Annotated in this window: 1 protein-coding gene; it reads left to right on the top strand. The window is 65.0% G+C overall.

Annotated features, from left to right (window positions below; translation table 11 throughout):
• On the top strand, positions 1-601 hold a 601-nt coding region (locus EN964_RS36150), incomplete at its 5' end, for an extracellular solute-binding protein (protein ID WP_127277572.1).
• Positions 602-749: the final 148 nt, after the last annotated feature.

A 749-nucleotide genomic window follows, 5' to 3' on the forward strand; every position in this document is an offset into this window, starting at 1 on the left:
CTCCCTCACCGGCGACCAGTACAAGGGCAAGGTCGCCATCTACGACTACTACCTGCCGGTCATCGGCATGGCCGCACTGGCGATCGGCAAGAAGACGGCCGATCTCACCGAAGCCGACCTGCCCGCCCTCAAGGACGAGCTCTTGAAGATGAAGGCCAATGCCAAGCTGGTCGGCGAAGTGACCGCCAGCCAGACGGCGCTTGCGACCGGCGAGGTCGACATATTGGTCGGCGGCGGCGAATGGGTGACGGCGGGCCTGGCCAAGGAAAACCCGGCGCTGGACTTCTCGGTCCCCAAGGAGGGTGCGATTCTCTGGTCGCAGTCGCTGGCCATGTTCAAGGATTCCAAGAACAAGGACATGGCGCTGAAGTTTATCCAGTACATTATGAGCCCGGAAGGCCAGGCGCGCCTTGCCACCTCCTCCTGCTATTGGGGCATGCCGGCCAACACCAAGGCCGCACTCACCGACGACCAGAAGAAGGTTTTGCGCTTCGACGAGCAGCCGGGCTTCCTGGCGCGCGCCCAGGCCTATCCGGCGCCGAACGCCGATCTCGACAAGAAGATGCAGGATATGTGGACCGAAATGCTGCAGGCGAAATGAGCCGATAGCGCTCATGAGCAGCTCGGCAAACAACGGACGTGCCCTGCCCCGGGCGGGCTCTGCTCTGCCCCGGGCGGCCCTGCCCCGGGCGGGCTCTGCCCTGCCCTGGGCGCTGGTCACGCCGGCGCTCGGCTGGACGCTGCTGTTC

It is taken from the genome of Mesorhizobium sp. M7A.F.Ca.CA.001.10.2.1 (assembly GCF_003998575.1).
Lineage (GTDB): Bacteria > Pseudomonadota > Alphaproteobacteria > Rhizobiales > Rhizobiaceae > Mesorhizobium.